Raw genomic sequence first — 25,355 nt, 5'->3', positions numbered from 1 at the left:
TCGTCCGGGACGGCGGGACGAAGTCGGCCCCGACGGCGGGTCAGCGGGTGAGGCCGGCGAGGGTGCTCAGCCGCGCCACGCCGGCCGGTGCGGGTCGGCCTCGGGCGATCTCCGCCAGCAGCGTACGCGCCGACGACCGCGACCGGACCTCGGCCGGTGCCACCGCGTCGGCGGCGACCAGCATCCGGCCGGCGCCGAGCAGGTCGCCCGCGAGCAGGTACGCCCGTGCGGCGTCCACCAGGTAGGCACCCCGGTACTCGGCCGGCAGCCGCCGCCACCCGTCGCGCCGGATCACCACCTCGTGCCGGCACACCGCCTCGGCAGCCTCACCCCGCTCTACCGCCACCAGCACCCGCGCCGACTCCACCACGACCGGCCCGAAACACGTGCGCTGCGCGTCCTCCCCGGCACTTCGCTCGCCACCAGCGCGTTCGGGTGACGCGTCCGCGAGCGCGGCGGCCCGGTCGAGCAACTGCCCGGCCTGTCGAGCCTCGCCGCAGGACGCGGCGGCGAGCGCGGCCTGGAGCAGCAGCGTGCCACCCACCGCAGTAGCGCCCGGCGTCGGATCCGGCGCTCCCGCCGCCGGAGACAGCGGCACCAGCCGTACGGCGGCGTCCAGAGTCGAGGTCAACGCGAGCCGTTCCCGACCCGCGGCGCGTAACGCCTGCCCGACCGAGATGGCCGCCGCGCCGGCCCACAACGCGTCACCGCCTGCCACCGTCGCCGCCCGATCGGCGGCCAGCCAGGCGAGATCCGGCTCGTCGAGCTTCACCAGCACGGACGAGGCGATCCGGTACACCTGCATCAGCAGCTCGGCATCGGTCCGAGGGATGCCCCGGGCGGCGTCCAGCAGCCCCGGCAGCAACCGGACCACCTGCGGATACCGCGCATGCTGGTAGGTCAACCAGGCGTGCCCGACCTGTCGCCGTACCTGGACCACCGGCACCTGGCACTCCACCAGGGGAAACGTTCCGTAGCGGGCCAGCGCCGTCCGCACTCCGTCGAGCCCGTCCACCGGCACGGTGCCGACGGACGCCGCCGGTCGTTCGCCGATCAGTACCGCCGGCTCGACCCGCAGCACGTCGGCGATCTGCCGGATCATCGAGAACTTGTCCAGGGCACGCGCACCCCGTTCCACCTTGTCCACCCAGCTCTTTGACTTACCGAGCCGGTCGGCGAGCGCCTGCTGGGTCATCCGCCGTCGGGTCCGCCACTGGGCCACCCGCCGCCCGATCGGCACCTCACCCCTACCGGTCACGTCGCCAACGCCGTTCCGGTACCGCCCGCGTGGTCTCGTCCACCGGAATCCGCTCCGCCTCGGCCTGCTCCAGCAGTCGCCGCCGCGCAGCGTCCCGCTCGGCCGCCTCGACCTGTTCGCCCCGGCTCACAGGTTCCTCGTCCTGACCCCTCATGCCGCCTCCAATGAGCCCGCGCTACCTGGTGCTTCTCGGCGCAGAGGCGTGGATGTCCGATCGCGGCTTGTGCGGCCCGGACATCCACGCTGGCGAGGACGGCCCGACAGCGCCAACCGAGGGAACGGCCTCCGGTGCAACCTCCCACAGGTACCGTTGGGTAGTCAAGGGCTGACGTAGGTGGTCTACTCGTGTTGCCAACCGAGGGGACGACCGTGCCGCCGCGTTACCGCTACGAACAGATCGCTGACGACCTCGCCGAACGCATCGCGTCGGGCGAGTTCCCACCCGGCTCGAAGCTACCCAGTCGCCGAGAGCTGATCGAGCACTACAGCGTCACGGAGCCGGTGATCGATCGTGCCATGCAGGTCCTGCGGATCAAGGGCATGACGGAGACCTTGCCAGGCGTTGGCGTGTTCGTGGCCGAGTGATCTGACTCCAGGCACGCCGCTAGACAAGCTGGCAATGAGCTGGTGGGTCAGGGGTCCGCGGGCTGCATTTCGGGCTGGCGGCTCTACGCCCGACCGCATCCAACCAGGCGTGAAATTGCGGGCCGTCGGGTACCACTGGCCGGCATGAGTGCGAGTGTGCTTGTGGATCCGGACCGGCCTGCGCCCGCCGTGGCGGTCGGCACCGTCGCGGTCGTGGCCCACCGGAAGAAGAACCTCGGTGGCGGCCTGGACGAGCTGCGCGCCGCCCTCGTCGGCGCGGGCGTCGAGCATCTGCTCTGGTACGAGGTGCCCAAGAGTCGTAAGGCGCCGAAGAAGGTCCGCAAGGCGCTCGACAAGGGTGCCGAACTGGTCTTCGTCTGGGGCGGCGACGGCATGGTCCAACGCTGCGCCGACACCCTCGCCGGATCCCGCGTACCGATGGCGATTCTGCCGGCCGGCACCGCCAACCTGTTCGCCACCAACCTGGGCATTCCCGAGGATCTGCGCGAGGCGGTCCGGATCGGCCTGCACGGGCAGCGGCGCCGGCTCGACCTGGGCAAGCTCAACGGCGAGCACTTCGCGGTGATGGCCGGTGCCGGCTTCGACGGCGACCTCATTCGCGAGGCCGACCGGGAGATGAAGGGGCGTCTCGGTCGGCTCGCGTACGTGTGGACCGGGCTGCGTCACGTGCGTGGCGAGCTGACCCGGACCCGGATAACCGTCGACGGTGCCCTGTGGTTCGAGGGTGAGGCCAGTTGCGTGCTGTTCGGCAACGTCGGCACCATCACCGGCGGCATCCCCGCCTTCGACGACGCCCGCCCCGACAGCGGCTCGCTGGAGATCGGTGTCTCCACCGCCAGCGGTGCCGTCGACTGGGCCCGGACCCTCGGCAAGATGGCCACCGGCCGTTCCGACGACTCCAAGTTCGTGCGGATCACCCGGGGACGAAAGGTCAAGGTCCGCTTCGCCGACCCCAAGACGTACGAGCTGGACGGCGGTGCCCGCAGCAAAGCCCGGAAGCTGAAGGTACGCGCCGTGCCCGCCGCCCTGACCGTATGCTGCCCCGACCGGGACGCCGAGGAGGCGGCCGAGTCGCCGCGAGGGGCGTGACGCGGTCGAGGCCCGTTCCGCCCGGGCAGTTGGTCCGAGGGCGCTCATCTCGTCGTTACTGTGAACCACTGTGCCTGAGGGATCTCCGCGGAAATTCGTCAGAGAATGCCGGGCGCAGGACGTCCCCGTACTGGAGAGGGCCGTCCCGACCGGCCGGAACCGCTACCACGAGGCCCGCTACCGCCGGCAGAGCGAGGGCATCAGCACCTTCCTGATCGCTTACCTGGATGATGCTCCGGCTGGCTGCGGCGAGGTCAGGTGGCAGGGACCCAAAGAGTCGGATGTCCGTGCCCAGTTCCCAGGCTGCCCGGAGATCAACGGCTTGACAGTTGTTCCCGACCGGCGGTCTCAGGGCGTCGGAACGACGATCATCCGCGCGGCCGAGGAGCTCGCAGCACGGCGCGGCCATCACCGGATTGGCCTGGGCGTCGGCGAGGACAACGCGCGGGCATTCGCGCTGTACCTCCGACTCGGGTACGAGGACACCGGCTACCGCTACCTCGACCGGTACCACTACCTGGATGACCGTGGAACGCGTCACGAGGTCGCGGATCCCTGCCGTTTCCTGGTCAAGGCGCTCCCGCCCGCCGCAGCACAACGATCGCACGCACCTCGGCGATGAGCCTGATGACCAGCGGACGGGTGGGCCGTTGGTGCCGCACGGAGATGCGGCGTCCGATCACCGCCGGACAGTTGATCCTTGGTCGACCAGGCTTTGGGTCATGAACAACGCACTTGACGGCAAGGTGGCTCTGGTCACCGGAGGTAGTCGTGGGATCGGCGCCGCGGTGGCGCTGCGTCTTGCCGAGGAGGGCGCCGATGTGGCGCTGACGTTCCAGCGGAGTCAGCAACGCGCCGAGGGCGTGGTGGATCAAATCAAGACCGCAGGACGGCGGGCGGTCGCCGTGCGGGCGGACAGCGCCGACCCGGCGGCCGTGGTCGACGCGGTCGACCAGGTGGCCGGCGAATGGGGTCGGTTCGACATCCTGGTCAACAACGCCGGCGCGTTCCTGCTCAATCCGTTGGAGGAGCTGAGCCTCGATGAGTTCGAACAGACGGTAGCGGTGAACGTCCGGGCGCCGTTCGTCGCCACCCAGGCGGCGGTGCGCCACATGTCGGCCGGTGGACGGATCATCAACATCGGCAGCAACGTGGCCGAGCGGGCAGTCTTTCCGGGCTTCTCGCTGTACGCGATGAGCAAGACCGCCCTGATCGGACTGACCAAGGCACTCGGACGCGAGCTCGGCGGCCGGGCGATCACCGTCAACCTGGTGAACCCAGGGGCCACGGACACCGAACTGAACCCGGCCGACGGCCCCAACGCCGAGACGATCAACGGGTTCACCGCCCTCGGTCACTACGCGGATCCCGCCGACGTGGCTGCCGCGGTGGCGTTCCTTGCCGGCCCGGACGGGCGCTACATCACCGGGGCGACGATCAACGTCGACGGCGGCTTCACCATCTGATCCCCGGCTCTCCGCCCTCCTGTCCACCCTGGCTGGGCTGCGGCTCAGCCAGGGTGGCGAGAGCTGCCAGCCGGGACAGCAGCTGCGTACGGATGTTCCGCTGGCCCTCGTCGTCGGTCCGCGACCACGGGCATGCCACGTCGAACGCCACCACGCGGTCAGTCGCGAACAGCCGCGCGCAGGCGGCCAGCACGGCATCCGTCGACGGGCCGTTCGGTACCGGGAAACGGAGACCGGGCACCTCGCCCGAGTCGATGACATCCACGTCGATGTGCAGGACCAGCGGCCCGGACGGCACGGTGTCCGCGGAAACCTCGGAGACCGGGATCCGGCGGGTCGCGCTGACGGCCAGATACTCGACCTCGGCAGGATCCAGATCCCGCGCGTCGACCAACACGGTGCGCTCCGCCGGCACTGGCCGCAACCCGATCACGTCGGCGTACCTGTCGGGATGCGCACCGTTCAGCAGCCGCAGCGAAAGACCTCCCAGATAGCCTGATGTGCTCGTCTGCAAGGTGTGCACGTCACCATGGGCGTCAAACCAGACAACCGCCGGGTCGACTCCCGCTTGTTGCACCCCGGCGACGGTGCCGCCGGCAACCATGCAGTCGCCGGAGAGCACCACCGGTATGCCGCCGGCCGCAACCACCGGCGACACCGCCGCCGCAGTAGCGGAACACACCCCCGCCATGCGCTGCCAGGCATCTCCGTCGAGTACCTGCGACCGAACGGTGACATCCGCCGACACCGGGATCTCATCGTCCAGCAGTAGCTCATCTTGGTGGTAGGGCACCACGATTGTCGTCACGTCTCACCCTAGCCAGATGCGAGCCAGTACCGACACCGACATCGAAGCTCCTCGGCATGTACAGCGGATCTCCGTACGCCTTCGAGCAGCATCGGACGGTCCTCGGTCTGCTGAGCACGCCACGCTTTGTCGGTGAAGCGCCGGAAGCAGCTGCGGTCTGGGACCTCGCCCCTGTTCGGCGTTCTGGTACGACGCCCAACTCGGCCTGCTACGAGCCCTGGAAACGGCACGCGCGGCTGGTGTCGACGTGGTCGAGTCCCGCAGACCTCACTGAACATTTGACAGTCGTCCGTCATCTCATCGCGCTGCGGGCCGACCGACGTCTCGGCGATGGCGGATCAGCAGAGGTGGCGGCGCGAGTCGAAGCGCTCATCGCGGACGGCCGCGGCGGCGAGGGCCTGACCGCAACGGTCGGGTAGCGAACGGTCGACCGGCCCCGTTCCCCCTGCGTCAGAGCGGCAACCTCGTACAATCCGATCCTCGGATGCGAGACGACGGGGGTCGATGATGCGGGCAGGGACCATCTCGTTGGTGGCTGCTGCCTCGCTGGCGGTGCTGTTGCTCGGCTGCGCGGCCCCCGGCACCGGGGGCGACGACGTGCAGGCGACATCTACGAGCACGTCGGCGTCGCCCACAGTGGTGGCGAGGCCGGCCGCTCCGCGGGCAGGCGTACCCAACAACCATGCCGACAACAACGGCTGGAAGCGACGGCACGAGCTCTCCACCGCGGATCAGCGCGCCGGGCAGAAGCTCGCCGCGCGGATCCGGCCCAAGCTCGAGGCGCTACGCGAGGCTGGGGACTTCGCCCCGGAGTCCACCCAGCGAGTGCTGCTCGACCTGGGCATTGAGGCAGACGCGATCGAGGTCACCACCATGCGAACGCCGATCGGGCAGGAGACGACACCCCCGCCGGGCGCCGTGTACGCGGTGCGCTTCGCGGACGTGGGCTGTGTGATCGGGTCCGTGCGGCCCGACCGGGTCATGGTCAGGGTCACCGGCTCGGCTGTTGAGTTCGGGTGCCTGGAGCCCTTCTCGCATTGACGCGGTCCGGCGCAGCTCGCGACGTCAGCCCGGGACGACCGGCCGACGCGGGGGAGGGGTACGACGGTGTCCGGTCGCGCCGATCTCGCCAGGTCAGCGTGCAGGCGCTGAGGCAGACGGCGGCCGCGAGGACGAGCGGTGGTCGTGGGCCGAGCAGCACGGCGGCGGAGCCGAGCGGAGTCATCGCCGCGATCGGTCCGAACATGACCGTGTTGGCGGTGGCGACGACCCGGCCGAGCAGCGCGTCGGGGCTGTGTGTCTGGACAGCGGTGACGGCCGCGACGAGCGCCCACGGCAGTCCGAGGCCGGCCAGCACCGACGCGGTGACCACTCCCGGCCACCAGGGCAGGCACCGGACCAGGCAACTGAGCGCGAAGAGTCCGGCGCCGGCCAGGGCCACGGCCGTGGGACCGAGCCGGGAGATCAGCCGGCCAACGACCAGTCCACCGGCTACCGAGCCAGCGCCCTGGGCGCTGAGCAGCAGACCCAGGAACGTCGCCGGTAGGCCGAGCGTGTCGGTGACGACGGCGTAGCCGGCGGCGGTGGTGAAGCCGGACATGCCGATGGCGATCCCGGCCAGTACCACCGGTCGCCGGATGGGCGGGGAGCCGAACAGGACGGCCAGACCGACTCGGACTCCCCGGTCCGGTGGCGCGACCGGCGGCGGCGTGCGGGTCAGGCGCAGCGCCGCGAAGCCGGCTGCGGCGAGAGCCGGCAGGCCGGCGGCGAGCAGGGCGACCAGATGGCCGCCCTGCCAGGTGTACAGGCCGGCACCGGCCAACGGCGCCACCAGCTTGACGCCTTCCTGGGCGCTGGAGCGCCACCCGTTGACCCGTCCAAGCTGGACCGGCGACAGGGCCGCCGGCAGCAGAGCGCTCTCACCCGCGTCGATCAGGACGTACGCGATGCCGTAGACCGTGGCCACGCAGAACAGCAGCCACACCTGGCCGGGGCCACGGACCGCCAGCAGGCTCGGCAGGGTGGCGGCTAGGGTCAGGTTGGCCGCGATGACGAGCGGGCGCCGGGGCAGCCGGTCGACGACAGCGCCGAGCCACGGGCCGCCGAGGGTGGGGGCGTACCCGCAGAGGCCGGCGAGCGCGGCCAGGCCGGGGGAGCCGGTGAGGTCGAGGATCCAGATGCCGGTGACCAGGGCCATCGCGCTGCCGCCGAGGCCGGACAGCAGGGAGACCGCCACGAACAGGATCGCGTTGCGCCGCACGAGCCCTCCGGAATTGAGTCAGAGTGGCTCACAGCGTCCTGTCTTGAGTCGCGTCGAGGCAATAGTGGGGCGTAACGTCAACGTTGTGTTGACAGCGCCTCGGCGAGGTGGCGGACGATGGCGCGTACCGGGGCGGGCAGACCGGGATCGGCGACCGGCAGGTCGGCGCGGATCCGGGCGGCCAGGTCGTACAGGGCGCCCGGCTCGGCCTCCAGAGCGAGCACGGTGGTGCGGCGGGTCAGCGCGGCCCGGCGAAAGCGGCTGTCCCAGCGACGGTCGGCGTCGATCCAGCGCCGCAGGTCGGTGAGGAGGCCGCGCAGCGCTGCGACCTCGGCCGGCCAGCCCCTGTCGGATTCCGTCCGGCGGGCCGTACGCGCGACGGCCAGCCGCTGGCGGCGCTGTTCGGCGGCCTGGCGACTGCCCAGCCCGAGTGCTTCGGCGACCTGGTTCCAGGTGGCGCCGGTCTGCCGGGCCCGGTCGATGAGATCGAGTTCGGTGTCGTCGAGCCGGTCCCGGGCGGACGGGATGTCGGCGAGTTGGTCGAGCGGGTCGAGCATCCGTCAACGCTACATTGACATCGCGGCCCGGCCCGGCTCGCTCAAGCGGCGGCGGACTGGCGGCGGGAGTGGTCCGTCGACCAGGTCGGTCGGGTGGTCGAGTCCGCCCAGGTGTCGTCCCGGGTGGCGGCAGGAGTTGTCGTCTCGTCGGCCGTACCGCCCTGGGCGAGGTTCAGCGCCCGCTGCGCCTGCTGCCACGGTTCGCACGGCCAGTTCTGGCCGGCGCACAGCAGGTGGGTGCAGCCACCGTCCTCGCCCGGCGCGTGCGCGTCGGCGACGTCCAAGGCGAGCCGCCACAACAACGGGTCGGTGACCCCGGCGGGGCGGTCGGTTGTGTGGTGGTGCCGGTCGATGGCGTTCTCGGACACGCGTGATCCCCCTCGTTGTCGAGCCTCACGCTCTTGATCTCCAGTCTGCACGCAGGTCAAACACGATTTCCGGGACGGTCGTGCGGGGTGGGCGCGGTCACCGGAGGCGGGGCCGCCGATGATTGACAGATCCCTATCTGCGGGCGAAGGATGTCGGCATCTCGATCACTCCTACGACCCGGATGCGCGACGCTGCGTAATCGGCGATGCGGGCAGCGTCGACCGCCGAGCGCGTCGCCGTGGCTGTCCCGCAGGCTGGGCGGCCCGGCTGATCCGCGCTGAACCCGCTGCCTCCGTGCCGCGCGCCGAGAAGAGGGGCGACCGCCTCATGTCCAAGGTCCGTACGGGCTTGCGCTGGCGACCCCAGCTGCCCGCCGCCACCGCACTGGCCGCCTTTGCGGCCGTGCTGCTGTTGGTCAATCCCGCTGCGGCGATCGTGCCGCAGGCCGCCGCGCCGGTGACCGCGCCCGCCGACCTCGGCCGGCTCGCCGACGAGCGGGCCAGCGTGGTCGAGGTGATCCTGGCCGACAACGCCGAACTGGACGCTCTGGTGGCCACCGGCGTCGACCTCGACCATCACATCACCCACACCGGTGACGGCATCGTCGTGCACGCCGTGGTGACCGGCAACGAGGTCGCCACGCTGACCCGGGCCGGCTACACGTTCGGCAAGGTGCTGCACACCCCGGCGGACGCGGCGCAGCGGGTGGCCGAGCGGGAGGCCACCATCGCCGCCCACCTGGCCGAGAACCGGGAGTACGCGGCAGCGGCCGACTTCTCGGCCCGGTCCACGGTCTCCGACGTCAAAATCATCCGGGCGGACTACTACACCTCCGGCGACACGCAGGTGCTCTCGGTCGAGGCGAAGTGGGCGCAGGGCCAGACCGACGCCAGCCCGTTGACCGTCGAGCGGGACAGCGGGCCGGGCACCGAGATCGGCTCCGGCGGCACGCAGACCATCTCCCGGTTCGTCGACGCCGGTGTCTACCTCTACCACCGGGGCGCGGCGCAGGTGACCAGCCGTCCGGCGTACGTGCGGATCACCAGTCCGAGCGGTGACGTGGCGGTGGCCAAGGTCAACGAGTGGCTGCCCATTCCGCCGAAGGACCCCGAGGGGCCGGGCTACATGAAGGACTTCGTGGCCAGCTACCTGACCCCCACCGAGCTGTACGACCGGATCAAGGCCCTGTCCGCGCAGTACCCGAAGATCTCGGAGATCGTCGAGCTGCCGTACCGGACCAACGGCTACCGGCGCAAGGCGCAGGCCGTGCTCGGCACCGTCGACGCCAGCCGGGTCGCGGTCGACTCGCTGGCCTGGGGTCACCAGGGCGGCAACGACATCTCCGTCGAGTTCGCCGATCCCGGCGTCGCCGACGCGCCCCTGGCGGTGACCGTCACCGGCACCGGAGTCCGCGTCGACCTCGCCACCGACGGCAGCGGCACCATCACCAGCACCGCCGAGCAGGTCGTAGCCGCGCTCAACGCGCAGGCGGGGACGCTGCTGACCGCGTACACCTATCGGGGCAACCCGGGTGCCGGCGTGGTCGCGCCGGCCGCGCGGACCGCGCTCTCCGACGGCCTCGCCGCGCCGGCGTCGGTCTCCCGCGACCCACATCCGGTGTACGCCATCCGCATCGGCAAGCACCGCGACGGCTCCCGGCTCGGGGTGCTCGCGTACGCCCAGGAACACGCCCGGGAGTGGGTGCCGCCGCTGGTCACCATCGAGACCGCCGAGCGGCTGCTGCGCAACTACGCGCACGACCGCAAGACCCGCGACCTGGTGGACAACCTCGACATCTGGATCGCTCCGTCGATCAACCCGGACGGCGGGCACTACTCGTTCTACGACTTCAACTCCCAGCGCAAGAACATGACCAACCACTGCGCCCCGGAGGCGCCGGCGGACTTCCTCGGCCGCAACTCGTGGGGCGTGGACAACAACCGCAACTACACCGAGTACAGCCTGTTCGACGGGTACGCGGGCGCGTCGACCAGTTGCACCAGCGGCACGTACGCCGGGCCGGGCGAGCTGTCGGAGCCGGAGAACCGCAACCTCGACTGGCTGGCCGCCCGGCCGAACATCACGTTCTCGATGAACCTGCACTCGTCGGGCAACTACTTCATGTGGTCGCCCGGCTCGTACGCCGTCCCCGGCCGGATCTCGGCGCCGCGACCGACGCTGGCCGAGGAAGGGCTGTTCTGGGGCGCGTCGTCGCGGATCCTGACCGCCATCAAGCGGCACCGCAACCTGGCGGTCACCCCGGCCCGGACCGGTCCGATCGCCGACGTGCTGTACTCGGCGGCCGGCAACTCCGGTGACATGCTCTGGTACAAGTACGGCATCTATGCCTGGAACTTCGAGGTCGGCACCTCGTTCCAGCCGGCCTGGCAGGAGGCGCACGCCGAGACGATGGAGTTCGCCAACGGCCTGACCGAGATGCTGCGGGTGGCCCGGGACTTCGACACGGACCGGAAACGGCCGCGAAGCTCGCTGTCGGTGCGGGCGAGCGCCACCCCGGGGATGGTGGACGTGACCTTCTCCACAAGCGAACCGGCGGCGGTGTTCTACACCCTGGACCGGAGCCGGCCCACCTACGCCTCCACGCTCTACGGCTCGGCCGGCATCCGGGAGGGCGGCGAGACGCTCACCATCCCCGTCGGTACGACCGTGCACTGGTTCTCGGTGGACGCGGCCGGCAACGTGGAGCGCAACTACAAGCCCGACGGTCGGGGCAACAACCACAACAAGCAGAAGGTCAAGGCGCCGAAGCGCTGACCGGACGCCTCGGCAAGCCGTGGGTGCCCCGGAGATCTGCCGGCACCCACGGCTTGACCTTGACAGAGTGACAAGGTCTTCACTGTGTCGAGGAGGTGATTCGGATGAACACGTCACAGGCGGCCACGGAGACGGCGCGGATGCTGCGCGGGCTGGAGCACGGCGACCCGTCGGTGCGGCTGCGGGCCGCACTCGCGGCCGGCACGACTCCCGACCGCCAGTTGATCGCCAAGCTGGTGGAGCGCTGCGCGGTCGAGCCCGAGTTCTCCGTACGCGAGATGCTTACCTGGGCCCTCACCCGGCACCTGGCCGAACTGACCGTGCCCCGCCTCGTCGCGGAACTTCGCTCGGAAACCGCCCAGGCCCGCAGCCAGGCGCTGCACACGCTGTCCAAGATCGGGGACCGGCGGGCGTGGCCGGCGATCACCCGGGCGTTGCTGACCGACAACGACGACGAGGTGGCCCGCAGCGCGTGGCGGGCGGCGGTGGTGCTGGTACCCGACGGCGACGAGCCAGCCCTGGCCGAGGTGCTGGCGACCCAGCTCGGGCGCGGCGGACGGGAGACGCAGTTGAGCCTCAGCCGGGCGCTGATCGCGCTCGGTGAGGTGATCACTCCGATCCTGCGGGCCGCGGCACGCGATGCCGACCCAGGGGTACGTCAGCACGCGATCGCCACGCAACGTCTGCTCGACGACCCGGACGCCGGCTTCGCATTCGCGATCGAGGAGGCGAAGCGCGTGGTGGCCCTCGGCGAGAACGACCGGAAGCGGTGACCGGCGGTGCTGATCGGTGAGGTGGCGCGACGCTCCGGCGTCAGTGCCCGCATGCTCCGGCATTACGAGTCGCTCGGCCTGGTGGAGCCGACGGGCCGCAGCGGAGCCGGCTACCGGGAGTACTCCAGCGACGACATCCGCCGGATCTTCCACATCGAGAGCCTGCGGTCGTTGGGGCTGTCGCTGCGGGAGGTCCGGCGGGCGCTCGACGATCCCGGCTTCACCCCGGCACAGCTCGTGGATGACCTCATCCGGCAGACCCGCCAGCGGATCGCGGCGGAGACGGAACTGCTCACCCGCCTGCGTCGGATCGGGGCCGCGCAACCCGCCGACTGGGCGGACGTCCTCCAGATCGTCGCCCTGCTCCAGGCCCTCGGATCGGAGCACGCCGGGCGGCGCCAGCGCGCCGCCCTCTCCTCGGCCGGTGAGGCGGCGGTGCCGGTGGAGGCACTTGTCGAGGCGGTGTTGAGCGAGTCGGATCCGAACGTCGCGGGCGCCCTCCGCTGGGCGTTGGCACAGTCGGCCGACGGAGCGCCGGCGCTGCTGGCGGCGGGCCTCGACGCACCCGTGGCCGAGGTACGCAAACGCGCCGTCCAGTCCCTCGCCGAGATCCCGGACGGTGACGCGACAGCGCTGCTGCGGGACACCCTCGCCCACCCCGACCTCGTCGTCCGCCGGTACGCCGCGATCGCGCTCGGGACACGTGGCGTGGCCGAGGCGATCCCGACGCTCATCGAGATGGTCGTCGAGGAGACGAACGAGGCCGACGCGGCCGACGCGCTGACCGCGCTGGCCGGTGAGCCCGAGGTGGCGGAGCGGATCGCCACCCGACTCGTCGACCGCCTCACCGATACGAGCGTCGGGCCACCCGAACGTCGCCGGCTGACGCAGGCGCTCGCCGACATCCCGGGCCGCACGGCCGCGACCGCGCTCGGCGAACTGTCCCACGACGAGGACCGTGCGGTCGCGCTCACCGCGACGTACATCCTCACGCTGCGCGACGGGCGATAGCGGGGCCCGGCCGATCGGTCTGTGCAGTCAGCTCGACAGCGTCGACACCACTGACCCGTCGAGCGGCTCGCGGAGCATCAGCGCGGCTGAAGAGCCGCGTCCTGGAGCGCGTTGGGCACGGCGTCGAGCAGGGCCCAGTCCTGGCTGATGTCGGCGGCGGTGCAGAGCAGGCGCGGCAGGTGCTCCTCGGTGAGGGTGCGGAGCGAGGTTTCGGCCGCGTGGACTGTGACGTTTATGGCGGCCACCACCCGGCCCTGGCCGTCGCGGACGCCGGTGGCGACCGACCGGATGCCCGGGGCGAGATCCTCGTCGGCGAGGGCCCAGCCCCGGGCCCGCACCTCGCGCAGCGACGCGTCGAGAGCGGCCCGGTCGGGCTGCCAGCGGGGGGTGATGCCGGAACGGCCGGGCATCGTGAGCAGTCTGTCGAGTTCGTCGTCGGTCAGGGCGGCGAGCAGCACCTTGCCCATCGAGGTGGCGGTGGCGGGGAAGCGGGTGCCGATGGTCACCGCCAGGGTGATGATCTTCGGTACGGCGACCCGTGTCACGTAGACGATGTCGCTGCCGTCGAGCTGGGCCATCGACGTCGACTCGTTGGTCTGGGCGACGAGGCGTTGCATGTGTGGCCGAGCTACCTCCCAGACACCCAGCGCGTTGATGTACGTCATGCCGAGTTCGAGCACCCGGGGGGTGAGGGCGAAGCCGCGTTCGGCGGCGCGTACGTAGCCGAGGTCTTCGAGGGTGAGCAGGATCCGGCGGACGGTCGGCCGGGCCAGCCCGGTCGCACCGGCGATCTCGCTGAGCGTCATCACCGGTTGACCGGGCTGGAAGCAGCGCAGGACGTCGAGGCCACGAGCGAGGGCTTCGATGAAGTCGGGTCGGGCGTCGCGTGCCATCACTGCCTGCCTTCCGAGGGTCACGTGCCGCTCAATGCTTCCACTGCGCCGAGCCGGCGTCCCACTCGGTGTAGGTGTACGGGTTCTCCTGGATCTTCGTCTCCGGGATGTCGGGGTTCATGCCCTTGGCCCAGGCCTCGGCGCCCATCTCGCCGATCAGGTGGTCGATGGTCTGCTCGACGTGCCGACGGGCCGCGGCCAGGTCCACCCCGAGCAGCTGGTGGTCGTGCTTGACCAGCCGACCGTTGACCACGACGCTGTGCACGTCGCCACGCTGCGCCTGGAACGCGACGTGGCCGTACGGGTTGAGGATCGGGAACATCACCGGCGAGCGGTCGTTCTTGATCAGTACGAGGTCGGCCTTCTTGCCCGTCGCCACGCTGCCCACCACGTCGTCCAGGCCGAGGGCGCGGCTGCCGCCCCGGGTGGCCCAGTCGACGACCTGCTCGGCGCGCAACCGGCAGTGGGTGACGGTGTCGGCTCGGGCGTGGGCCTCCAGGTGCTCGCGGGAACGGTCGGCGCCGAGCGTGGTCCGCATCGCGGAGAACAGGTCACCGCTCCACCAGACGCTGGTGTCCATCGACAACGACACCGGGATGTCGTGGTGGCACAGCGCCCAGGTGGGCGGGTAACCCTGACCCGCGCTCTGCTCGCTCTCCGTCGACACCGACACCGAGCCGCCGGTCGCGGCGATGCGATGGTACGAGTCGTTGGTGAGCGTGGCGGCGTGCACGTACACCGTGGACGGGGTCATGAAGCCGTTCTCGTGCATCAGCCGGATGCCGTCGTCGTTCGTCGCACCCCACACTCCGGCGTGCGTGGTGACCGGCAGGTCCAGTTCCCGGGCCACCTCGAACGCGGCCCGTTCCGGGAAGGCGGGGTCGCCGGTGACGTCGAAGGCCAGTTGCAGGCCGAGCAGGTCGTCCCGGCTGTGGAAGCGACGCTCGACGAAGTCGCGGAACTGTGGGCTGGTCGCCCATTCCCACGGTCCCTGCTGGATGTTGCCGTACGCCAGCACGAAGCGGCCGGGCACCTCGCGCAGGGCGTCGACGGCGGCGTCGGCGTGGTCGGTGCTCTGCAGGCCGTGCGACCAGTCGACGGTGGTGGTGACACCGGCGTCGATCGCCTCGATGGCGGCGAGCAGGTTGCCGGCGTAGATGTCCTGGGGGCGGAACAGCTTGCCGGATTCCAGGTAGTACCAGACGAAGTACTGGGTCAGCGTCCAGTCGGCACCGTAGCCGCGCATCGCGGTCTGCCACATGTGCCGATGGGTGTCGATCATTCCGGGCATGAGGATGCCACCGGACGCGTCGATCTCGATGGCGCCGTCGGGTGCGGCCAGCCCGACGCCGATGTCGGCGATCCGTTCGCCGACGACCAGGACGTCGGTGCCGGGCAGGACGCGGTGCGTGTCGTCCATGGTCAGGACGAGGCCGTTGCGGAACAGCAGGGGACGGTCGGGACTCGGGCCTGATACGGGTGCGCTCATGGCGGTCAACTCCCAGCGGTGGTCGGTGCGGCCCACCTAACGGACAGCTGTCCGTACTGCGGTCGCACCTGTGATGGGCGCAAGTGTGGGCACCGTTTCCGGCAGGTGTCAACGGTTGACAGGGTGCATTGACGCTTCGATACTCGGCATTCACGGACACATGTCCGCCTGGCGGTCGGGAGTGGGATGTCGATGGCAACCGAGCACGGACGCGAACCGGATCCGACGCCGGGCGGTGGTCCGCTGCGGGGCCTGCTGGTCGCCGACTTCTCCCGCATCCTGGCCGGGCCGTACGCGACCATGCTGTTGGCGGACATGGGCGCCGAGGTGGTGAAGGTGGAGAGCCCCGGCGGCGACGACACCCGCACCTGGATGCCGCCGGTACGCGACGGCGTCTCCACCTACTACCTGGGGATCAACCGCAACAAGCGCTCCATCGCCCTGGACCTGCGCGACCCCGACGACCTGGCCGTGGCCCGCGCCCTCGCCGGCCGCGCCGACGTGCTGATCGAGAACTTCAAGCCGGGCGGGCTGCGTCGCTTCGGCCTCGACTACGACACGGTCGCCGCCGCCAACCCCCGGGTCGTCTACGCCTCCATCAGCGGGTTCGGCACCGGCCCCGGGGCTGCCCTCCCCGGCTACGACCTGATGGTGCAGGCGATCTCCGGCCTGATGAGCCTCACCGGCGACCCGGGCGGCTCGCCGTACCGGGCCGGCATCTCCGTGTTCGACGTGATGACCGGCATGCACGCCACCATCGGCATCCTCGCCGCCCTGCACCACCGGGGTGTACACGGCAACGGTCAGCACGTCGAGGTCAACCTGCTCTCCTCAGCGCTGTCCGGGCTGGTCAACCACTCCAGTGCCTTCGTGGCCGGTGGCACCGTGCCCTACCGGATGGGCAACGCCCATCCGAGCCTGTTCCCGTACGAGCCGCTGCCCACCGCCGACGGTGAACTGGTCGTCATCGCCGGCAACGACGGCCAGTTCGCCAAGCTCTGCGAGGTGCTCGGCGTACCGGAACTGGTCGACGACCCGCGCTTCGGGCGCAACCAGGACCGCACCGCCAACCGCGAGGAACTGCGGCCACTGCTGCTGGAACGGCTGCGTACCCGGGGCAAGGACGAGTGGTTCCGAGAGCTGATCGCCGCGGGCGTGCCGTGCGCCCCGATCAACACCATCGACGGCGGGGTGGCGCTCGCCGACGAACTCGACCTCGACCCGGTCGTCGAGGTCGGCGCGGGCGACCGGGCGGTGCCCAGCGTCCGGCACCCGATCACCTTCTCCGCCACCCCGGCCCGCTACGACCTGCCACCGCCCGGTCTCGACGAGCACGGCACCGAGATCCGCAGGTGGCTCACCGAGAGGCAGGACCAACCGTGACCAGCTTCCCGACGTCCATCGGCACCTCCGACGCGAGCAGCATCCGGCTGCTCGGCCAGGATCTCGCCGCCGACCTGATGGGCCACGTCGGCTTCGGTGAACTCGCCTTCTGGCTGGTCGCGCAGCGCCGCCCCACCCCGTCGGAGGTACGCGTCTTCGAGGCGGTGCTGGTCGCGCTCGCCGACCACGGGTTCACTCCCACGGCCATCGCCGCCCGGCTGACCTACCTCAGCGCCCCCGAGTCACTCCAAGGGGCCCTCGCCGCCGGACTGCTCGGCGGTGGATCCCGCTTCCTCGGCGTCACCGAGGACTGCGGTCGGTTCCTCGCCGACACGCTCGCCGCCGTCGACGGTCCGGTGCCCGCCGACGACGCCGGCTTCGACGATCTGGCCCGTGACGCCGTCACCGCCGCCCGGGCCGCCCGGCGGCTGGTGCCGGGACTGGGCCACCCCGTGCACAAGACCGAGGATCCGCGTACGCCGGTGCTCATCCGGATCGCCGAGGAGGAGCAGTTGCGCGGGCCGCACCTGCGGCTGTTCGAGGCGATCGGCCGGATCCACCCGGAGGTGCTCGGCCGGACCCTGCCGCTCAACGGCGCCGGGGTCTGCGGAGCGGCCCTGGCCGACCTGGGTCTGCCGGTCGACCTGCTGCGCGGCTTCGCGTTGCTGGCCCGGGCCGCCGGCCTGCTCGGGCACCTCGCCGAGGAACGCCACACCCCGATCGGCATGGACGTCTACCTGACCGTCGACCGCAACGCCACCTACACCACCCCCGACCCGTCCTGAGAGGAGCCGTCCATGGCCACACTCGTCGCGGTCATCGCCTCCACCCACCACCCCTTCTACTACCGGGCCAGCACCGCCCAGGGCGAGGACCGGCCACCCTTCGCTGACGAATGGGTACGCAAGATCACTGCGTTCCGCGAGACGCTCACCCGGGCCCGCCCGGACGTGCTGGTGATGGTCGGCTCCGACCACTTCCACCAGTTGTGGCTGGACAACATGCCGCAGTTCCTCATCGGCAAGGCGCCGTTCTACGACGCCAACTGGTACAACGAGGAACGCGAGTTCGGCCTGCCCCGGATGGTGCTGCGCGGCCAGGAGGACCTGTCGGCGTACCTGCTGCGCGAGGGCCTCGACGCCGGCTTCGACCTGGCCTACAGCAACGAGCTGCGCATCGACCACAGCATCACCTGCCCGATCATCACCCTGCGGCCCGAGGCCGACCTGCCGATCGTGCCGGTCTACACCAACATCTTCGCCCCGCCGCTGCCGCAGCCGAAACGCTTCGTGCAGTTGGGCAAGACCATCCGCGAGCTTGTCGAGTCCTGGCCCGGCGACCAGCGGGTCGCCGTCGTCGGCACCGGGCACCTGTCGCTGGAGCTGGGCGGGCCACGGCAGTTCGGCCCGCACGGCCCCGACCCGGAGTTCGACCGCCGCGCGGTGGAGTGGATCGCCAGCGGCGACCTGGAGGGCTGCCTGTCCGAGGTGACCCTGGACAGTCTGCACGCCCCCGGCAACGCCACCCACGGCTTCATGGACTTCATGCTGATGATGGGCGTCGCCGGTGAGGGCGCGAAGGCCGACTACGTCGACACGCTCGACCTGTTCCACACGATGGAGGCGTACTTCACCTGGTATCCGAACGGAGCGGCGGCATGAGCAGGTACCTGCTGAACAAGTTCCTCTACACCGTCGACCGCGACCCCGACCTCGTCGAGCGCTACCGCGACGACCCACGCGGCACGGTCACCTGGTGGGAGACCGAACGCGCCAACCAGATCCTCAACTGTCACGTCCCCGAGGCGAGCACCTGGCTGCGGTTCGACGAGATCGAGCGGGAGGCCCTGGCCACCCACGACTACGTCAAGCTGTTCGAGCTGGGTGCCCACCCGTTCCTGACCCTCACGCTGTTCATCGCCATGTTCGAACGCGACCACTCCGAACCGTTGGGGTTCCAGAAGGAGTACGCCCGCCGGCTGGCGCACTTCTCGCTGCCGTACCCGGACATCGCCACCTGATGGACGCCGCCGTCATCACCGCCTGCGGTCGCCCGCCCGCGGTCGCCCGTCGCGAACCACCACGGCCCGGCGACGGGCAGGTCCGGGTCCGGGTGGCCGCGGCCCCGATCACCCCGCTGGACGTCCTCTGCGCCAGCGGCACCTCGTACTTCGGCACCCCGGCCACCCCGTACGTGCCCGGGGTGCAGGGCGTCGGCCACCTCGACGACGGCACCCCCGTGTGGTTCGCCACGACGGCCGGGATGCGCCCCGGTGACGGCAGCATGGCCGAACACTGCGTGGTGCCGTACGCCGACGTGGTCGCCCTGTCCGGCGGCGTCGACACCATCCTGGCGGCCCTCGGGCTCTCCGCGGTGGCCGCGCTGATGGCACTGACCTGGCGTGGCGAGCTGAGCCGGGGGGAGCAGGTGGTGATCCTCGGCGCCGGCGGCGTCGTCGGTCAGGCCGCCGTGCAACTGGCCCGGCTGCACGGCGCCCGACGGGTCGTCGCCGCCGCCCGGTCGGCCACCGCCCGGGAGCGGGCCCGGCTGCTGGGCGCCGACGCCGTGGTGGCGCTCACCGACACCGACGACGTGGACACCCTCGCCGGTCGGCTGGTCGACGCCTGCGACGGGCCGGCGGACGTCGTGCTCGACCCGCTGTTCGGGTTGCCGGCCGCCGCCGCGCTGCGTACCCTCGCCCCGCACGGCCGGCTGGTCAACCTGGGCAGTTCGGCCGGCGAACAGGCGCCCTTCGACTCCGCGACGTTGCGCAGCCGGTCGCTGCGCATCCTCGGCTACACCAACAACGAGTTGGACCCGGCGCAGCGAGCGCAGGCGATCCGGGAGATCGCCGACCACGTCGCCGGCGGCCGACTCGCCGCGACCCACGAGACCGTGCCGCTGGCGGAGGTCGCCGATGCGTGGACCCGGCAGGCCGCCGGTCGGGCGGCCGGCCGGATCGTGCTGACCATGCCGAGGCGCTGAGCCGCCACCAGCCCGGCCGGCTCGGCTGGGTAGCGGGGCCCGGCCCCATCGCGGGCCGCCGACCGCCATGATGAGACGGTGAAGATCCTGTCCATCCAGTCCTCGGTCGCCTACGGTCACGTCGGCAACTCGGCGGCGGTGTTCCCGTTGCAACGGCTCGGCCACGAGGTCTGGCCGGTGCTGACCGTGCACTTCTCCAACCACACCGGGTACGGCGCGTGGCGCGGCCCGCTGCTGGCCCCCGCCGACGTCGCCGAGGTGATCGCCGGCATCGCCGACCGTGGTGTGCTCGGCGACGCCGACGCGGTCCTTTCGGGCTACCAGGGGGATCCGGCGATGGGTGCGGTGATCCTCGACGCGGTGACCCTGGTGAAGACCGCCAACCCGGACGCCCTCTACTGCTGCGACCCGGTGATGGGCGACGTCGGCCGGGGCATGTTCGTCCGGCCCGGCATCCCGGAGTACCTGCGTGACGTGGTGGTGCCGCGCGCGGACATCGTCACCCCCAACCAGTTCGAGCTGGAGTTCCTCGCCGGCCGCCCGACGAACTCGGTCGACGACCTGCTGGCCGCCGTCGACGCGGTACGCGCCACCGGTCCCCCGCACGTCCTGGTGACCAGCGTGCTGCACGGCGACCTGCCGGCGGACACGCTGGAGGTGGTGGCGGTCTCGGACGCCGGTGCCTGGGCGGTGACCACCCCGCTGCTGCCGATCAACCCCAACGGTGGTGGCGACGTCACCGCCGCCCTGTACCTGGCGCACCTGTCCACGACGGGTTCGCCGGCCACGGCGCTGGAACGCACCACCGCCTCGATCTTCGCGGTGCTGGAGGCCACCCTGGCAGCCGGCACCCGGGAACTTCAGCTGATCGCCGCCCAGGACGCGATCGCCGACCCACCGACCCGCTTCCCCGCCCGCCAGCTGCGGTAGGCCGACCCGCACCGTCGTCGGTCCTTCGCCGGCCGACGACTCGTCGGCGACCTCGCGATGGCTGTCGACGGCCGTCGGGAGATCGCCGACGCGCAGGAACGGTGACTGCCCGGAACCCTACCCAGCCGACCGTTACGGCCTGTGACAACCGGCCCCGACCGGCAACCCCCACCCCCCGCCCTTTGCTCTGCTTCACCATACGCATCGTTCGCTCTGGGTCACCGCCGCACGGTGATCGCCGGTCGCCGCCAGGTTCTCGGCCGCAGCTCAGCGGCTATTGCGTGGGGTGAAGCAGAGCAAAGGGCGGGAGGGGACTACTGGCCGCTCAGCGGGTGTATTCACGCAGGGTGAGCGTTACGCACGGTGTTCGTCGCGGCTGTGTCGCGAAGGTCCGGCGGTATCGCGGTGGTAGCGCCGTCGGGTTGGTGACGTGGACCGGGGTGTCGGGGCCGACCGCGGTCGGCCCCGACACCCCGGGGTGATCTGGCAACGGGACCGTCAGTACCGCAGGTTGCGCAGGTAGCGGTAGCCGATCTCGGCGGTGAGCTGAGGCGTCACGTCCGGAGTGTCGTTCTCCACGATGTACTCCAGCACCGGGTGCTTCCGGAAGATCCGCCTGAAATCGATCATGCCGGTGCCCAGGTCGGCCATGTCGCCGTCGGCGGCGTGCCGGTCCTTGACGTGGTACTGGAGCACCCGCTGCGGCGCGGCGCGGATGACGTCCAGGGTGAAGCCCTCGGGGTCGGTGGCCCCGTCACCGGACTCGATGCCGCCGGTGACCGCCCAGTAGATGTCGATCTCCAGGTGGACGAGCCGGGGGTCCAGCTCCTCGGTCAGCACGTCCCACGGGGTGCGACCGTTGCCGAGGTCGATGGTGAACTCGTGGGCGTGGTTGTGGTAGCCGTACCGCAGACCGGCGCGGGCCGCCGCGGCGGCCTCGACGTTCATCTGCTCCGCCCACCGCTTCCAGTCGTCGGCGTTCTCCGAGTAGAGGTACGGCACCACCATGAACTTCTGACCCAGCGTCACCGCGTTGCGGATCTTCTCCTGGAGCGCGGCGGGAGTTTCGCTGATCCCGTCGTGGCTGGACGTGGCCTTGATGCAGATGCTGTCCAGGAAACGACGCAGCTGGGCGGCGTTGCGGCCGAAGTAGCCCAGCGCCAGCTCCACCTTCGGGTAGCCGATCCGGGCCAGGTGCCGCAGCGTGGCGTCGTACCCCGGCTCGCCGTTCAGCGCGTCACGGACCGTCCACAACTGAATGCTGATCAGCCCCGGCGGCACCCGCCGTCGACCGGCATGCCCGTGTCCGGGGCCGTGTCCATGCCCGGGACCGTGCCCGTGCCCCGGGCCGTGCTTGGGACCGGCGGAGGCGGCCGTCGCGCCCGCCGTGGCGAGGCCGACACCGGCCATCGCGGCCACCGAGCCGCGTAGCAGGCCCCGCCGGTCGAGGACGGAACGCCGCAGCGCGGCCATCCCGTCGTAGCCGTAACACATGATGACTCCTCTCGTGGGTCTACACGCTGGGTACGAGCACGACCTGGTCGGTCCCGGTCAGCGGCGGCAGCCCGTCGTCACCGGGGTCGGTGTAGGAGGCGACGAACACGGCGGACAGGTTGTCGGTCGCCGGGTCGTGCCCCGAGGGGACAGTGGTCAGGATCGACCCGGTGCAGCCGTTGGCGGTGGTCTGCGGGTGGCCGTGGTCGTCGTGGCCGAGGATGTAGGTCACGCTGACCCGGGCGCAGTCCACCGGCTGGTCGTCGGTCACCCGTACCTCGTACTGAATGGTGTCGCCGAAGGCGAAGGGTTGGCCCTCGACCGGCGCGACCAGCTCGACCACCGGCACGGCGTTGCCGACCACGACCCGCACCGACGCCGACGCCGAGCGTCCCTTCCGGTCGGTCACCTTGAGCGTCGCGTCGTAGCTGCCGTTCTCGCGGTAGGTGAAGGTCGGGTTCGCCGACCGCGAGTCGACCCGGTCGTCATCGTCCAGGTACCACTCGTAGCGCAGTCGGTCGCCGTCCGGATCGGTGGTGCCCTCGCTGGAGAACTCCACCGTCAGCGGGGCCAGACCCGCGGTCTGGCTGGCCGAGACCGCCGGAATCGGGCTGCGGTTGCCGTCCCGACCGATGAAGTCGATCCTGGCCACCTGCGCCTCCGGATTCTCGCTGAAGAAACCGTCACCGTACTCGAGGAGGTAGAGCGCGCCATCGGGGCCGAACTCCAGGTCCATCGGGTTGTCGAAGACGACCGAGGGCAGCACCGGCTCGATTCCGTCGAGCTTGCCGCGCCGGTCCAGCTGGAACGCCTTCACGTAGTCACGGGTCCACTCGTAGAACAGCGGCTTGCCGTCGTAGTACGCCGGCCACGCCACCGGGTTACGGCCCCGGGTGGTCGCCCGGTCGAAGCGGTACGCGGGCCCGGCCATCGGGCCGATGCCGCCGGTGCCCAGCTCGGGAAACTCGGGGGCGAGGTCGTAGCTGTACCACACGTCCGGCTGCTGCGGCGCGGGCAACTTCCGCAGCCCGGTGTTGTTCGGCGACTCGTTGACCGGCGCCGAGCAGTCGAACTCCGCACCGGACTCCTCGGTGGCGAAGTCGTAGTCCCGGTACGGCAGTTGCGGGGTGATGCAGTACGGCCAGCCGTGGTTGCCGGCCTTGCGGGCCACGAACCACTTACCGTGCCCCGCTGGCCCGCGCAGCGGGTCGGGCTCGCCGGCGTCCGGCGAGTAGTCGGCGACGTACAGGTCGTTGGTCTTGCGGTCCAGTTCGATCCGGAACGGGTTACGCAGACCCATCAGGTAGATCTCGGGGCGGGTGTTCCGGGTGCCTGGCTTGAACAGGTTGCCCTTGGGGATGGTGTACCTGCCGTCGGCACCGACCTTGATCCGCAGGATCTTGCCGCGTAGATCGTTGGTGTTGGCCGAGGTGCGCTGCGCGTCGTATGCCGGGTTGCGCCCCGGCCGCTCGTCGATCGGAACGTAGCCACCGGACTCGAACGGGTTCGTGTCGTCGCCGGTGGACAGGTACAGGTTGCCCTTGGCGTCGAAGACGATGTCCCCGCCGACGTGGCAGCAGATGCCCCGGTCCACCGGCACGTCGATGATCCGCTGCTCGGTGCGCAGGTCCAGGGTGTCCTTGACCAGCCGGATCCGGGACAGGCGGATGACGCCCTGGAACGGCACGAGTTCCTCCTCGGAGCCCCAGGCCGGCGCGTCGCCCTCGTTGACGTCCGGCGTGGACGGGTCGTCGACCGGAGTGTCCATCGGCGGCGAGTAGTACAGGTACACCCAGTTGTTGCCGCGTCGGCCGAAGTTCGGGTCGACGGCGACGTTCTGCAGGCCCTCCTCGTCGTGCTGGTAGACGTCGAGAGTGGCGGCGATCGTGTTGCGGCCGGTGTCGGGGTTGTGCAGCCACACCACCCCGGCGCGGGTCACGTGCAGCACCCGGCCGTCGGGCAGCACGGCGAGGTCCATCGGCTCGCCGGGGCGGTCGTTGAGGGTGACCTTCTGGAAGGCCGAATCAGGTGGGGGACTGGTGGTGCCGGGCGCGGCCGTGGGGGTGGTCGGCGCGGCCATCGAGCTGGCGGGCGGGGCGACGAGCGTGATGGCCGTCAGGCCCGCCACGGCGAGCGCGAATCGTCTCTTCAACTGCCTCTCCTAGCTGTGAGGACGGGTCGGGCAGATCGGGACGTACGGGTTTGGGCTTCTCCTCCGGGTGTCGGGCAGCACCGAATGGCCCGTTGAATCGCCGGTGGGCGACGCGGGCGTGGAACTGGGAGCTGGGGTAGGTGTCCGAGGGGCCGTCGGAGGTCACGATCGAGGCGCTGGCCTCGGCGGCGGTTCACCTCGTCGTAACATCCGGGCTGAAGTTAACAAAAGCGATGTCGATATGTCCATGGCTTCTGCCAGGTTTAATCGAACTTTCGGCTATGGTGGCGAAAGGATCGTCCACACACGAAAAACCGCCCTCGGCTCCCGAGGTGGTTCCTCAGAGCCCGAGGGCGGTGCAGGTTGGACCGACGGCTCAGCGTGGCCGTTCAGGACGCCCGGCCGGGGTCGCGGCCGCCTCGGACCGCGTACCGGTGCATCGTCACACCCTGATCGAACGACGCCTGCTCGATCAGGTCCAGCTCTATTGGTTCGTCGTGCGCGTCGAACAACGGCCGACCGGTGCCGAGCACGACGGGATGGGTGAACAGCAGTAGTTCGTCGAGCAGCCCCGCCCGCAGCAGACTGGTCGCCAGGGTTGCGCCGCCGACCCCGATGTCGCCGTCGGTCTGCTCCCGCAGCCGTCCGAGCTGCTCGATCGCGTCGTCCCCACCGATGACCCGGGTGTTGTGCCCGGCGCTGTCGCGGGTGCGCGAGACCAGCACCTTGGGCATCGACGTCCAGATCTCGCCGTACTCACGCATGAAGCCCGGCAGGGACTCGTCATCTCGTGCGCCCGGCCAGAACGCCTCCATCGTCTCGTAGATCGTGCGGCCCTCGATCATGAGCGACATCGCCCGAGCCCGCGCGTTGAACTCCCGGTGCAACGACTCCCCGATGCGCATCCAGTCGCCGCCGCCCTGCTCATTCAGGGCGCGCTCGATCCGCAGATCGACCGACACGTTCATCCAGTACACGAATCGACCCGACATGCTGTCTCCCAGCTGGTAGTGATCTGCAACTGCTTCTGGCCCGACGCCGGGCGTCAGCCTGGTTG

The 25,355-nt window shown here is 70.7% G+C and carries 25 protein-coding genes; 14 read left to right on the top strand and 11 right to left on the bottom strand.

Annotated elements, in window-relative coordinates:
- Window positions 1–40: 40 nt before the first annotated feature.
- Both KBX50_RS01285 and KBX50_RS01280 read right to left on the bottom strand, forming a co-directional pair.
- Window positions 41–1,258, bottom strand: a complete 1,218-nt coding sequence (locus KBX50_RS01285; protein ID WP_210933856.1) for a helix-turn-helix domain-containing protein — start codon at window positions 1,256–1,258, stop codon at window positions 41–43.
- Window positions 1,248–1,412, bottom strand: coding sequence for a hypothetical protein (locus tag KBX50_RS01280; RefSeq protein WP_210933855.1), 165 nt, complete (start codon window positions 1,410–1,412; stop codon window positions 1,248–1,250). Before KBX50_RS01280 ends, KBX50_RS01285 begins: the two co-directional genes overlap by 11 nt.
- A 215-nt stretch (window positions 1,413–1,627) precedes the next feature.
- Here KBX50_RS01280 and KBX50_RS01275 point away from each other — a divergent pair, with 215 nt between their 5' ends.
- The 4 genes from KBX50_RS01275 (at window position 1,628) to KBX50_RS01260 (ending at window position 4,419) form a co-directional block, all read left to right on the top strand.
- Window positions 1,628–1,843, top strand: coding sequence for a GntR family transcriptional regulator (locus KBX50_RS01275; RefSeq protein ID WP_307870797.1), 216 nt, complete (start codon window positions 1,628–1,630; stop codon window positions 1,841–1,843).
- A 144-nt stretch (window positions 1,844–1,987) separates the two neighbouring features.
- A complete protein-coding gene (locus KBX50_RS01270) occupies window positions 1,988–2,953 on the top strand; it encodes a diacylglycerol kinase family protein (protein WP_210933853.1) in 966 nt (321 codons plus the stop codon).
- Window positions 2,954–3,023: 70 nt separating this feature from the next.
- A complete protein-coding gene (locus KBX50_RS01265) occupies window positions 3,024–3,575 on the top strand; it encodes a GNAT family N-acetyltransferase (protein WP_210933852.1) in 552 nt (183 codons plus the stop codon).
- 100 nt (window positions 3,576–3,675) lie between these two features.
- Window positions 3,676–4,419, top strand: coding sequence for an SDR family NAD(P)-dependent oxidoreductase (locus tag KBX50_RS01260; RefSeq protein WP_210933849.1), 744 nt, complete (start codon window positions 3,676–3,678; stop codon window positions 4,417–4,419).
- Here the strand turns inward: KBX50_RS01260 and KBX50_RS01255 are convergent.
- Complete coding sequence (locus tag KBX50_RS01255; protein ID WP_210933848.1) at window positions 4,409–5,227, bottom strand: arginase family protein; 819 nt, start codon at window positions 5,225–5,227, stop codon at window positions 4,409–4,411. The genes KBX50_RS01260 and KBX50_RS01255 overlap by 11 nt on opposite strands.
- A gap of 531 nt (window positions 5,228–5,758) precedes the next feature.
- On the opposite strand from KBX50_RS01255, the gene KBX50_RS01250 reads away from it, so the two are divergent.
- Window positions 5,759–6,268 (top strand): hypothetical protein, encoded by a 510-nt coding sequence (locus tag KBX50_RS01250; RefSeq protein ID WP_307870796.1) that lies wholly within the window; start codon window positions 5,759–5,761, stop codon window positions 6,266–6,268.
- On the opposite strand, the gene KBX50_RS01245 is transcribed toward KBX50_RS01250, so the two are convergent.
- From KBX50_RS01245 to KBX50_RS01235, 3 genes are all read right to left on the bottom strand, one after another.
- Window positions 6,219–7,487, bottom strand: a complete 1,269-nt coding sequence (locus tag KBX50_RS01245; RefSeq protein ID WP_210933846.1) for an MFS transporter — start codon at window positions 7,485–7,487, stop codon at window positions 6,219–6,221. The two genes, KBX50_RS01250 and KBX50_RS01245, sit on opposite strands and share 50 nt — an antisense overlap.
- Before the next feature lie 77 nt (window positions 7,488–7,564).
- Window positions 7,565–8,044: a hypothetical protein gene (locus KBX50_RS01240; protein ID WP_210933845.1), complete on the bottom strand. Its 480-nt coding sequence runs from the start codon at window positions 8,042–8,044 to the stop codon at window positions 7,565–7,567.
- A 41-nt stretch (window positions 8,045–8,085) separates the two neighbouring features.
- Entirely contained in the window at window positions 8,086–8,412 is a 327-nt protein-coding gene (locus tag KBX50_RS01235) for a hypothetical protein (RefSeq protein ID WP_210933844.1), read from the bottom strand.
- A gap of 328 nt (window positions 8,413–8,740) precedes the next feature.
- Between KBX50_RS01235 and KBX50_RS01230 the strand changes: the two genes are divergently transcribed.
- The 3 genes from KBX50_RS01230 (at window position 8,741) to KBX50_RS01220 (ending at window position 12,972) form a co-directional block, all read left to right on the top strand.
- On the top strand, window positions 8,741–11,188 hold the full coding sequence (locus KBX50_RS01230) for a M14 family metallopeptidase (RefSeq protein WP_210933841.1): 2,448 nt from the start codon (window positions 8,741–8,743) through the stop codon (window positions 11,186–11,188).
- A 104-nt stretch (window positions 11,189–11,292) separates the two neighbouring features.
- Window positions 11,293–11,961 carry a HEAT repeat domain-containing protein gene (locus KBX50_RS01225; protein ID WP_374224556.1) on the top strand — a complete coding sequence of 223 codons (669 nt, stop codon included), beginning with the start codon at window positions 11,293–11,295 and terminating at the stop codon, window positions 11,959–11,961.
- A gap of 6 nt (window positions 11,962–11,967) precedes the next feature.
- Window positions 11,968–12,972 (top strand): MerR family transcriptional regulator, encoded by a 1,005-nt coding sequence (locus KBX50_RS01220; RefSeq protein WP_210933839.1) that lies wholly within the window; start codon window positions 11,968–11,970, stop codon window positions 12,970–12,972.
- Window positions 12,973–13,049: 77 nt separating this feature from the next.
- Here the strand turns inward: KBX50_RS01220 and KBX50_RS01215 are convergent, their stop codons facing one another.
- Together KBX50_RS01215 and KBX50_RS01210 are read right to left on the bottom strand one after the other, a co-directional pair.
- Window positions 13,050–13,865: an IclR family transcriptional regulator C-terminal domain-containing protein gene (locus KBX50_RS01215; protein ID WP_210933837.1), complete on the bottom strand. Its 816-nt coding sequence runs from the start codon at window positions 13,863–13,865 to the stop codon at window positions 13,050–13,052.
- 31 nt (window positions 13,866–13,896) lie between these two features.
- Window positions 13,897–15,354, bottom strand: coding sequence for an amidohydrolase family protein (locus KBX50_RS01210; protein WP_210933834.1), 1,458 nt, complete (start codon window positions 15,352–15,354; stop codon window positions 13,897–13,899).
- 192 nt (window positions 15,355–15,546) lie between these two features.
- Here KBX50_RS01210 and KBX50_RS01205 point away from each other — a divergent pair, with 192 nt between their 5' ends.
- From KBX50_RS01205 to pdxY, 6 genes are all read left to right on the top strand, one after another.
- The gene (locus tag KBX50_RS01205) at window positions 15,547–16,737 is read left to right on the top strand and encodes a CaiB/BaiF CoA-transferase family protein (RefSeq protein WP_210933832.1); all 1,191 of its coding nucleotides are present in this window, start codon (window positions 15,547–15,549) and stop codon (window positions 16,735–16,737) included.
- The gene (locus tag KBX50_RS01200; protein WP_210933831.1) at window positions 16,734–17,522 is read left to right on the top strand and encodes a citryl-CoA lyase; all 789 of its coding nucleotides are present in this window, start codon (window positions 16,734–16,736) and stop codon (window positions 17,520–17,522) included. Before KBX50_RS01205 ends, KBX50_RS01200 begins: the two co-directional genes overlap by 4 nt.
- Window positions 17,523–17,534: 12 nt before the next feature.
- Window positions 17,535–18,398, top strand: a complete 864-nt coding sequence (locus tag KBX50_RS01195) for an extradiol ring-cleavage dioxygenase (protein ID WP_210933830.1) — start codon at window positions 17,535–17,537, stop codon at window positions 18,396–18,398.
- Window positions 18,395–18,757, top strand: a complete 363-nt coding sequence (locus KBX50_RS01190) for a hypothetical protein (protein ID WP_210933829.1) — start codon at window positions 18,395–18,397, stop codon at window positions 18,755–18,757. The genes KBX50_RS01195 and KBX50_RS01190 overlap by 4 nt, the downstream gene beginning before the upstream one ends.
- A complete protein-coding gene (locus KBX50_RS01185) occupies window positions 18,757–19,722 on the top strand; it encodes a zinc-binding dehydrogenase (RefSeq protein WP_247672879.1) in 966 nt (321 codons plus the stop codon). Before KBX50_RS01190 ends, KBX50_RS01185 begins: the two co-directional genes overlap by 1 nt.
- Before the next feature lie 78 nt (window positions 19,723–19,800).
- Window positions 19,801–20,652 carry a pyridoxal kinase PdxY gene (gene pdxY, locus KBX50_RS01180; protein ID WP_210933828.1) on the top strand — a complete coding sequence of 284 codons (852 nt, stop codon included), beginning with the start codon at window positions 19,801–19,803 and terminating at the stop codon, window positions 20,650–20,652.
- 498 nt (window positions 20,653–21,150) lie between these two features.
- On the opposite strand, the gene KBX50_RS01175 is transcribed toward pdxY, so the two are convergent.
- The 3 genes from KBX50_RS01175 to KBX50_RS01165 all read right to left on the bottom strand — a co-directional run bounded on the left by KBX50_RS01175 (window position 21,151) and on the right by KBX50_RS01165 (window position 25,290).
- Window positions 21,151–22,146: a sugar phosphate isomerase/epimerase gene (locus KBX50_RS01175; RefSeq protein WP_210933826.1), complete on the bottom strand. Its 996-nt coding sequence runs from the start codon at window positions 22,144–22,146 to the stop codon at window positions 21,151–21,153.
- A gap of 19 nt (window positions 22,147–22,165) precedes the next feature.
- Window positions 22,166–24,298: a PQQ-dependent sugar dehydrogenase gene (locus tag KBX50_RS01170; protein WP_247672878.1), complete on the bottom strand. Its 2,133-nt coding sequence runs from the start codon at window positions 24,296–24,298 to the stop codon at window positions 22,166–22,168.
- Window positions 24,299–24,687: 389 nt separating this feature from the next.
- Entirely contained in the window at window positions 24,688–25,290 is a 603-nt protein-coding gene (locus KBX50_RS01165) for a dihydrofolate reductase family protein (RefSeq protein WP_210933825.1), read from the bottom strand.
- Window positions 25,291–25,355 lie beyond the last annotated feature (65 nt).

Source organism: Micromonospora sp. C51 (assembly GCF_018070435.1).
GTDB lineage: Bacteria > Actinomycetota > Actinomycetes > Mycobacteriales > Micromonosporaceae > Micromonospora > Micromonospora sediminimaris.
This window is presented reverse-complemented; position numbering and strand designations above follow the sequence as displayed.

What these genes read in the sequence shown, in the direction of transcription:
- KBX50_RS01280 (WP_210933855.1), bottom strand. Translation starts at nt 1,412, where the DNA reads ATGAGGGGTCAGGACGAGGAACCTGTGAGCCGGGGCGAACAGGTCGAG.
- KBX50_RS01270 (WP_210933853.1), top strand. Translation starts at nt 1,988, where the DNA reads ATGAGTGCGAGTGTGCTTGTGGATCCGGACCGGCCTGCGCCCGCCGTG.
- KBX50_RS01165 (WP_210933825.1), bottom strand. Translation starts at nt 25,290, where the DNA reads ATGTCGGGTCGATTCGTGTACTGGATGAACGTGTCGGTCGATCTGCGG.
- KBX50_RS01225 (WP_374224556.1), top strand. Translation starts at nt 11,293, where the DNA reads ATGAACACGTCACAGGCGGCCACGGAGACGGCGCGGATGCTGCGCGGG.
- KBX50_RS01240 (WP_210933845.1), bottom strand. Translation starts at nt 8,044, where the DNA reads ATGCTCGACCCGCTCGACCAACTCGCCGACATCCCGTCCGCCCGGGAC.
- KBX50_RS01185 (WP_247672879.1), top strand. Translation starts at nt 18,757, where the DNA reads ATGGACGCCGCCGTCATCACCGCCTGCGGTCGCCCGCCCGCGGTCGCC.
- KBX50_RS01205 (WP_210933832.1), top strand. Translation starts at nt 15,547, where the DNA reads ATGGCAACCGAGCACGGACGCGAACCGGATCCGACGCCGGGCGGTGGT.
- KBX50_RS01190 (WP_210933829.1), top strand. Translation starts at nt 18,395, where the DNA reads ATGAGCAGGTACCTGCTGAACAAGTTCCTCTACACCGTCGACCGCGAC.
- KBX50_RS01230 (WP_210933841.1), top strand. Translation starts at nt 8,741, where the DNA reads ATGTCCAAGGTCCGTACGGGCTTGCGCTGGCGACCCCAGCTGCCCGCC.
- KBX50_RS01260 (WP_210933849.1), top strand. Translation starts at nt 3,676, where the DNA reads ATGAACAACGCACTTGACGGCAAGGTGGCTCTGGTCACCGGAGGTAGT.
- KBX50_RS01215 (WP_210933837.1), bottom strand. Translation starts at nt 13,865, where the DNA reads ATGGCACGCGACGCCCGACCCGACTTCATCGAAGCCCTCGCTCGTGGC.
- KBX50_RS01210 (WP_210933834.1), bottom strand. Translation starts at nt 15,354, where the DNA reads ATGAGCGCACCCGTATCAGGCCCGAGTCCCGACCGTCCCCTGCTGTTC.
- KBX50_RS01195 (WP_210933830.1), top strand. Translation starts at nt 17,535, where the DNA reads ATGGCCACACTCGTCGCGGTCATCGCCTCCACCCACCACCCCTTCTAC.
- KBX50_RS01175 (WP_210933826.1), bottom strand. Translation starts at nt 22,146, where the DNA reads ATGTGTTACGGCTACGACGGGATGGCCGCGCTGCGGCGTTCCGTCCTC.